The sequence below is a fragment of the Actinoplanes sp. NPDC048791 genome (assembly GCF_040650095.1).
Classification (GTDB): Bacteria; Actinomycetota; Actinomycetes; order Mycobacteriales; family Micromonosporaceae; genus Actinoplanes.
In genome coordinates, this window is the sequence record NZ_JBEZGQ010000296.1 from 1 (window position 1) to 8,551 (window position 8,551).

The 8,551-nt window shown below is 72.4% G+C and carries 7 protein-coding genes; 2 read left to right on the forward strand and 5 right to left on the reverse strand.

From position 1 onward, the window contains the following. Window positions 1–201 precede the first annotated feature (201 nt). The gene (locus AB0C29_RS21635) at window positions 202–894 is read left to right on the forward strand and encodes a hypothetical protein (protein WP_360822746.1); all 693 of its coding nucleotides are present in this window, start codon (window positions 202–204) and stop codon (window positions 892–894) included. A gap of 3 nt (window positions 895–897) precedes the next feature. On the opposite strand, the gene AB0C29_RS21640 is transcribed toward AB0C29_RS21635, so the two are convergent. The 4 genes from AB0C29_RS21640 to AB0C29_RS21655 form a co-directional block, all read right to left on the reverse strand. Further along, window positions 898–1,347, reverse strand: coding sequence for a YdeI/OmpD-associated family protein (locus AB0C29_RS21640; protein WP_360822749.1), 450 nt, complete (start codon window positions 1,345–1,347; stop codon window positions 898–900). A gap of 19 nt (window positions 1,348–1,366) precedes the next feature. Then, a complete protein-coding gene (locus AB0C29_RS21645) occupies window positions 1,367–3,454 on the reverse strand; it encodes an MMPL family transporter (RefSeq protein WP_360822752.1) in 2,088 nt (695 codons plus the stop codon). A gap of 128 nt (window positions 3,455–3,582) precedes the next feature. Then, window positions 3,583–4,311: an NUDIX hydrolase gene (locus AB0C29_RS21650; protein WP_360822755.1), complete on the reverse strand. Its 729-nt coding sequence runs from the start codon at window positions 4,309–4,311 to the stop codon at window positions 3,583–3,585. Between the two features lie 126 nt (window positions 4,312–4,437). Further along, a complete protein-coding gene (locus AB0C29_RS21655) occupies window positions 4,438–5,160 on the reverse strand; it encodes a hypothetical protein (RefSeq protein ID WP_360822757.1) in 723 nt (240 codons plus the stop codon). A 98-nt stretch (window positions 5,161–5,258) separates the two neighbouring features. On the opposite strand from AB0C29_RS21655, the gene AB0C29_RS21660 reads away from it, so the two are divergent. Then, entirely contained in the window at window positions 5,259–6,251 is a 993-nt protein-coding gene (locus AB0C29_RS21660) for a TrmB family transcriptional regulator (RefSeq protein ID WP_360822759.1), read from the forward strand. Here the strand turns inward: AB0C29_RS21660 and AB0C29_RS21665 are convergent. Beyond that, on the reverse strand, window positions 6,236–8,551 hold a 2,316-nt coding region (locus tag AB0C29_RS21665), incomplete at its 5' end, for a S8 family serine peptidase (RefSeq protein ID WP_360822762.1). The two genes, AB0C29_RS21660 and AB0C29_RS21665, sit on opposite strands and share 16 nt — an antisense overlap.

The following is an 8,551-nucleotide window of genomic DNA, read 5'->3' on the forward strand; positions in this document are numbered from 1 at the left end:
GCCGATCCGGCAGCGCCGCCGGTGGCCCCGACGGCCTGAGGTCGGCCGCTGGCCGACGGCTGGCCGACAGCTGGTCGACAGCTGCTCGCGGGCCGGGATCATCGACGATCCCGGCCCGCGGGCTCGTCACGTCGCGTCACCGCCGGGGCACCGCCTGCTGGTGACTGCGGGTGACCGCTGGACGTCTGCCATCATGGCCGGATGGTTGTGACCAGAGTCGTCCGTGCCGCCCTGGCCGTGTGTGCCGTCGCCGCTTTCGCCGGCTGCTCGGCGGACGACTCCCCCGACCCCGACGGCACCATCACCGTCGACACCGTGCGCAACGCTCTGCTCAAGCCCGCCGAGGTGGGCCCGACCTGGAAGGCCCCGCAGGAGTCGGCGGCGCCGAACCAGCTCGTCAGCATCTGCGGCGCCGACACCGCCCCGGCCGGCATCCCCGGCAAGCCGCAACTGGTCGCCGCGCCGCTCTCCGACGAGGGCACCGAGGGCGTACAGAGCCTGACCCAGCTGGGCCTGGTCTACGAGGATGCCGTTTCGGCCGCGACCGCGCTCGCCACGCTGCGTACGGTCGCCGATGCCTGTGCGCCCACCGTGTCACAGCCCGCGAAGTCCGGCGAGCGCGAGGAACCGGCGTACACGGAGACGGCCGCGACGGCCCCGCTGGAGGAGGGCGGCTGGATCGGCTTCGTCACCACCCGCCAGAAGCAGTACGACAAAGCGCACCCCGCCACCGCCGACGTGGCCGTGGCCGCGCTGGCCCGGGGCAACGTGGTGCTCGTCGACCAGTACGCGATCTACCGCCTGGGCAAGTCGGACGCGAGCGCCAACCCGCAGTTCTCCGCCGACTGGCAGAAGCTGGTCGGCACGACCGTCAAGCGCATCGGCGGGCAGTGACGGTCAGCGGGCGCGACCCTCGAGCATCATCGCCACCGACCGGGCCACCCGCCGGGCCCTCGTCTCCGCCGCCTTCGCGCTGGTGACCTGCAGGACGTGCCAGCTCTTGTTGCTGTAGGACAGGCCGTCCCAGAACGCCTTCGCGGCCGGCTCGGCGTCGAGCGCCGCCGCGAGATCCGCCGGCACCTCCACCTCGCGGACGGCCCGGTCCAGCACGACGTCCACGTCGAGCACCTCGCCGGGCGCGATCCCGGCGGCGGCCCGGCGTTCCACGCTGACGCCCAGCCAGTAGGAGCCGCTCATCCGGGCGATCGAGCTGCGCCACTCGAAGCCGTTGACGGTCACGACCACCTTGGGCCGGCCACCGCCGTCCAGCGCGGCCACCACGTCGTCGTCGACCTGGAACCCGGCTGTGTTCCCGCCGGTCGACCGCAGCTCCGCACGAAACCTCATGAGCAGGGAATCTACCCGCTCAGGGCACGGGTTCGAGGTCACGTTCCGGCTCCCGGGGGGCCGGCTCGTCGCGGACCCGGGCCAGCCGCCCCGGCCACCACATCCACCGTCCCAGGTCGAGGTTGAGCGCGGTCACCAGCACCGACCGCACGATGAGGGTGTCCAGCAGCACGCCGAACGCGACCGCGAAACCGATCTCGGCGAACGCCACCAGCGGCAGGCTGCCGAGCGCGGCGAAGGTGCCCGCCAGCACGATCCCGGCGGAGGTGATCACCCCGCCGGTGGCGGCCAGGCCGATCAGCGCGCCGCGGCGGGGGCCGTGCCCGTGCGTCTCCTCCCGGACCCGGGTCATCAGGAAGATGTTGTAGTCGATGCCCAGGGCGACCAGGAAGACGAACACGTACAGCGGGAACGACGTGTCCTCGCCGGCGAAGCCGAACACGTGCCGGAAGATCAGCGCGCTGACGCCCAGCGCCGCGCCGAAGGACAGCACGACCGTGGCGATCAGCACCAGCGGGGCGACGATCGCGCGCAGCAGCAGGCCCAGGATCACCAGCACCACGAGCAGGACCAGCGGGATGATCAGCCGGTTGTCGTGCTCGTTGGCCTCGTTGATGTCCAGCGTCATGGCGGTCATGCCGCCCACCTGGGCGTCGCCGACCGGATGCACGGCGGCGCGGACCCGCTTGATGGTGGCCATCGCCGCGTCGCTGTCCGGCGGGTCGGCCAGCAGGCCCTCGATCAGCACCAGGTCACCCTTGACCAGGGGCTCACCGGCGGAGCTGATGCCGGGTGTGGCGGCGACCGCCGACCGGATCCGGGCAGCCGCGGCCGCCTGGCCGATCACGACGACCGGCTGGCCCTGACCGGCCGCGAAGTGCCGGGCCAGCGCCTCCTCGCCGGAGACCGACGACGGCTTGTCGACGAACTGGTCGGCCTGGGTCAGACCGTTGGCCTCGAGCTGGAGCAGGCCCAGTGACATCGCGCCGAGCACGGCCGCGGTGGTGACCCAGACCAGGCGCGGCCGGCGGGCGATCCGCGTGCCCATCCTGGCGTAGATGCCGGTGGCGGTCGGCTCGGCTGTGCCCATCGCCGGGCGGACCGGCCAGAACAGCCAGCGGCCGAAGATGACCAGCAGCGCGGGCAGCAGAGTGATCATCGCGAGCAGCCCGACCACGATGCCGAGCGCCGAGACCGGGCCGAGGCCGCTGGTCGAGTTGACCTCGGCGAGCGTCAGGCAGGACATGCCCACGGCCACGGTGGCGGCGCTGGCGATGATGGCCGGCCCGGCCCGGTGCAACGCGAGCGCCATCGCCTCGTGCCGGTCGTCGTGCCGGCGCAGCTCCTCGCGGTAGCGGGCGACGAGCAGCAGGGCGTAGTCGGTGCCCGCGCCGAAGACGAGCACCGTCAGGATGCCCGCGCTCTGCGCGTTCACCACCAGCCCGGCGTGCTTGGCGAGCAGGTAGATGACCGCCTGCGAGGTGGTCAGCGCGACCCCGGCGGAGATGATGGGCAACAGCCAGAGCACCGGACTGCGGTACGTGATCAGCAGGATGATCGCCACGATCGCCAGCGTCGTGTAGAGCAGGGTGCCGTCGATGCCCTCGAACGCCTCGGCGCTGTCCGCGGCGGTGGCGGCCGGCCCGGCGTACTGGATGCTGAGCCCGCCGCTCCCGGCGCCGGTGGTGGCCTTCAGCAGGTCGACCGTGTCGACGATCTTGTCCCAGCCGTCCGCGTCCACCTTGATCGGCACGATGGTCTGCAGCGCCTGACCGTCCTTGGCCGGCACCGGCCCGGTGACGTCACCGGTGACCCCGGCGACCCGGCCCATCGCGGCAGCGTCCTGAGTGGCCTTGGCGGTGTCGGCCGGGGTGATGCCGGCGGCCCGTTCGTAGACGATGACGGCCGGCGCGATGTCGTCGGACTGGAAGGTGCCCTGCAGCTCGGAGACCTGGGTGGCCTCCGCCCCGCCGGGCAGCCAGGCGGCGTTGTCGTTCTTCTGGACGTCGGTCAGCTTGCCCGCCATCGGCGCCGCGATCATGAGCACGACGACCCAGAGGCCGAGCACCACCCATTTGCTCCAGCGTCCGCACACCAGCCCGGCCATCTCGGAACCCCCCGTGTCATCCGATGGGCCGGAGCGTAGGCCTGCCCGATGACCGCACCAAGCAGAAAAACGACAGCTCAGGGTTTTCTCGGGGTCGATATCAGATGATCGGCTACGCCGCCCGGGCCTTACAGCGCGCCGCGGGCGACCGCGAACGCGTACGCGGCCAGCGTGAAACTGTCGGTCATCTCCCCCGCCACCATCATCGCCTCCAGCTGCTCGCGGGTGACCAGCCGGACGTCGTCGATGCCTTCCAGGAACGCGTCCCGGGTGCCTTCGGCGGGCAGCTCCGGGACCTCAAGACGAGCCAGGAAGATCTCGTCGGACTCGGCGCCGTTGGCGAAGCGGCCGAGCAGCTCGACCTTGCCGACCGGGACGCCCAGCTCCTCGGTGAGCTCCCGGCCCGCGGTGGTGGCGCCGTCAGCACCGGGCTCGGCGAAACCCCGCGGAATCTCCCAGTGCCAGCTCCGGGGGTCGTGCCGGAAATGCCGGATCAACACGATCCGGCCGTCCGGGAGCACGGGCATGACCGCCGCGCCGGTGCCGACCACGGCACCGAGAACGCGGATGTACGGTCCCATCCCCCCGTCCCGGAACCGGACGGCGTCCCGCACCCCGATCACGAACGAGTCCTCATAGATCACGCCGATGTCGCCGTACTCCTCGGGCTTGCCCACCGCCCGCAGCTTCGCGGCGGACTCGTCGGCGACCCGCCTCTGCCCGGCCTCGTCGAAGACGATCTCGTACGCCGCATCCGGCGGGTTGACGAACAGGTGCGGCCGCTCGGCGCGCAGTTCGTCGTAGCGGGCCAGCCGCTGGGCCCGGCGCTGATCCCGCGACATGCTTTCCGAACTCACGTAGCCTCCGCTCGACGACCGTTCACCAGGGATCACTCCTGACGCGAGCCAGTCTGCCGGGATCGGCGCCGGTGCAGAAGAACCTGTCGACGTCCCGACCGAAACCGGCCGGATCTGGCGCGCGGGTCAGCCCGATCCGGACTGGATGTGCAGCCAGCCGCAGTCGGAACAGACGTCGAAGCCGCGGAACTGGGCGAGCCGGCGGCGGCCGCAAACCGGGCACACCACCCGGTACGTCTCGTGGAGGCCGTCCCCGCGGCGGGCCGGTGAGACCACGGTGAAGAACATCCGCCGCTGCCACACCCCGTCACCGGCGTCGACCGCGACGACCCCGGCCCGGCGGCGCACGTCGACCCGGGCCAGCAGCCGGGTCGCCGCGTCCGGGGGCGGTACGGCGAGCAGCAGCGGTGCCACGTCCGCGGGTTTGACATCCTCGACGCCGGAGACGATCCGGGCGTCCTCGCGTACCCCCTCGGACCCGAACCCGCCGGCCGGACCGACCGGCAGGTCGACGCACCAGCCGGGCCGGGGCCCGGGGCCGGACCGGCCGAGGCGGGTCCGCAGCACCGTCCACAGGCCGAGGTGCTCGGAGCCGATCAGGCCGATCTTGACGTCGGCGCCCCGCTCGTCGTTGAGCCCGAGCACCACCGGGCCCCACTTGGTGACCCGGCCGGCGGCGGCGACCGCGGGGCCGAGCCCGGGATAGAGCAGGCCGGCGACGCCCTCGGTGAACCGCCACAGCGGGCCGCGGAGGTCCCCGACGATCTCGTCGCAGCGGGCCGCCGCCCAGCCGGCGATCCGGCCGTCCTGCGGGGCATCGTCCGGTGTGTCACGGGGGCCGTGGCGCATTGATACATGCTGTCACTCTGCGGCTACGGTGAATACCCCACTCGCCCGTCGGGCGCCGGTCGGGCGGCGGGGCTGCGGGACGCTCGTAGAGTGGCCGCATGCATCCCGACCCCGACCTGCTCACCACCGCTGAGCAGGAGGCTTACCGCCTGGTGGTGCGGCTCGCCGGTGCCGGCCCGGACGAGCTGGCCCGGCTCGCCGGTACGTCCGCGCGGCAGGCCGCCGACGTGCTGGAGTCGTTGCGCGCCAAGGGGCTTGTCACTCCCGGCCCGACTTTTCACGCTCTGCCACCGGACGTCGCCCTGGGTGACACGTTGCTGCGTCAGCAACAGTCGCTGGAGTCGGCGCGGCAGGTCGTCGCCGCGCTCAGTGAGGACTACCGCAGCAGCAACCGGCGGCGCAGCGCCGAGCATCTGGTCGAGATCGTCGTCGGCGCGCAGGCGTTGCGACGGCGGCTGTTCGAGATGCAGGACACCGCCCGCGAGGAGATCCTCTGGTTCTGCCGGGCCAACCCGATCGCCATGCAGGGACCGGAGAACGAGGAGGAGGGCTCGGCGCTGGCCCGGGGTGTGAAGTACCGCGCCATCTACGAGCGGGAGCTGCTGGAGAAGCCCGGCGAGCTGGCCAGCATCGTCGAGTCGATCAAAGCGGGTGAGGAGTCGCGGACTCTGCCCGCTCTGCCCGTACGGCTGGCGATCGCCGACCGGTCCCTGGCCATCTGCCCGCTGGTGCCGGACGAGTCCCGCGGGGTCGGCGAGCCCACCGCCGCGCTGATCCGCTCCAGTGAGCTGCTCGACGCGCTGGTGGCGCTCTTCGAGAGCTACTGGGAGCGGGCCACCCCGGTGCTCGCCGATGCCCCGCGCGGCGACCTGCCGGCGCCGGAGGTGCTGTTGCTGTCGCTGTTCGTCTCCGGGATGCCGGACAAGTCGATCGCCACCCATCTCGGGGTCAGCAAGCGCACCGTGCAGCGCCGGCTGGACCGGCTGATGGCCCTGGCCGGGGTGGACACCCGCACCGGCCTGGCGTTCCAGGCGGCCCGGCGGGGCTGGCTGGCAGCCCCGGCGGACCCGGCCGGTCAGCCGCGCGGGTAGGCGCGGACCACCGTCTGCGTCACGGTGTTGCCGGCCTTGTCCTTCGCGGTGACCCGCAGCGATCCCGGCGTACGCCCGCCCGGGATCAGGGCCGTGCTGCCCACGGTCACCGCCCGCTGGAACGTGGCGCCGTCGTCGGCCGACACCTCCACCTTCAGGCTGCTCACCTTGGCCGAGAAGGTCAGCTTCAGCAGGTGCGCCCGGGTCGTACGCGGCGCGTCGTAGCCGACGTGCAGCAGCGGCAGGGTGCCGTCGGCCCCGGAGCGGAACGTCCACTCGGTCTCGGTCCGCGTGCCGTACAGCCAGTCCTCGCCACCGCGTTGCGTGGTGAGGCGCAGCTTGTACGCCGCCGGCCCCTTGCTCGTGGCCACGTTCTGCCAGGCGTTCGGCAGCTCGGCGAGCACCTTGCCGTCCCGCCAGAGCGTGGCGGCGACGGGGTCGAGCGCCTCGGCCTCGTAGTGACCGTCGCTGTCCACGAACTCCGCGACGCGCAGTTTCAGCACGTCACCGACGCGGGTCGACGCGATGCCGGCCGGTGCTGCGGGCCGTACCACCGGGGCGCCCCAGCTCTCCGCCCCCTTGCCCGCGCTGTAGCTCCGCGGCGGCTCGGTGAAGCCACCCTGCAACGGCCCGAAGCTGCTCCACGGGTAGAGGCTGTGCACCCGGTGCTGCCACACCGAGTCGCCGGCCGACACCCACTCCTCGCGGGCCGACGGGGTGCGCACCACCCGGGAGGTGTCGTTCCACGAATACGTCTGCCAGGGGCGCCATCCGAACCGCTGCTCCTTCACCCAGTCGAAACCGCCGTTGTCGGCGTAGGTCGTCTTGATCCGCCGGCTGTTGGCGGTTGTCACCCGGTGCACGACGCGCTCCGGGATGCGGTCCTTGGACACCTGGAAGACGTCGTAGAGGTACGGGCTCGACCGGGTCAGGGTCAGATCGATCACCGCGCCCGGCCGGGCGGCCCGGGCGAGCAGCTTCTGCCCGTCGTCGTACGCCACGGCCAGCGACGTCACCGGCAGCTGCTCGGCGTCCGGTGCGAACACCGTCCACGCGGAACGGTCGGCCGGCCGCACCAGCAGGGCTGCCGCCGCGCCGGCTCGCGCCGCCGCGTCGATCTGGTCCAGCTCGTCCGCGTCGGTCGCCGGGATCAGGACCGCTTTCCCTCGTACGGGGCCGGCACCCCACGTCGTCAACGGGAACCGCCTGGTGCCGGAGTAGGCCGGTGAGTTGCCGAACAGGTTGAGGTCGAGCGGACCGCTGACGCCGGACACCCTGGTCTGCACCATCGGCGCCACGAGCTGCCACCGCGACGAGAACTCGAAACTGCCCTTGGCCACCTTCTTCGTCGGCACGACGTTGACCTGCTCGACATTGCTGAAGTGCATGACGCCGTGGGAGATGCCGCGGCCCGTGCCGGTGACCCGGTGCACGTAGTAGCTGAGCACCGTCTGCTGCTCGGAGGGCTGCGGCGTCTCGATCCGGATCGGCGTGCCCTTGCGGGCGTCGATCAGCACCTCGATGTCCCGGTCGACCCGCAGCTCCGGGATGCTCACGTAGGTGGCCTGCTCGTCGAGCGGCGCGCCGTCCTCGAGCAGCGCGTCGAGCAGGTACGTCCCCTCCTGCACCTCCCACGTACGGCCACCGGGACCGAACCAGCCGAGCACGTCGAAGCGACTGTCGTCGCCGTGGATGGTCAGCGCGGGCACGGCTGCGGGCGTACCGCTGCGGTCGACGGCCTTGACCGTGACGGTGTGCCGGGGGCCGTCCAGGGTCGCGCCGATCGCGGTGGTGACCACGGTGCCGGTGGCGGTGGCCTTGAGCCAGCCGCTGAACCGGCCCTGGTCCTGCTTGGCGAAGTCGACGCTGAGCACGACGGACGCGGAGCCGGCGGCCGGCACGGTGACGCTGGGCCGGTCCGTGGTGAAGCCGGCCGGTGCGGCCAGGGCCAGGGTCACCGGCGTGCTGCCCGCGTTCGTGTAGGTCACCGTCCTGGTCGCGATGCTCGGCGTCTCGCCGACCGCGTGCAGGCCGAAGTCCGCGACGGCCGTGCCGGTCACCGGCTGCGTGGTGGCCCGGGTGAGGTCGACGCGGCCGGCGCCCTGGGCGTACACGGATTGGCCGGCCGCGGTTTTCGCGGTGCTGACCAGCACTTCCTTGATCCTCGCGCCCGTCCAGTCCGGATGCTTCTGGGCCAGCAGCGCCGCCGAGCCGGCGATGTGTGGCGTCGCCATCGACGTGCCGGAGGCCGCGGTGTAGTGCTCGTCGACCGGGTCGCCCATGGTGGTGCCGGCCGCCCG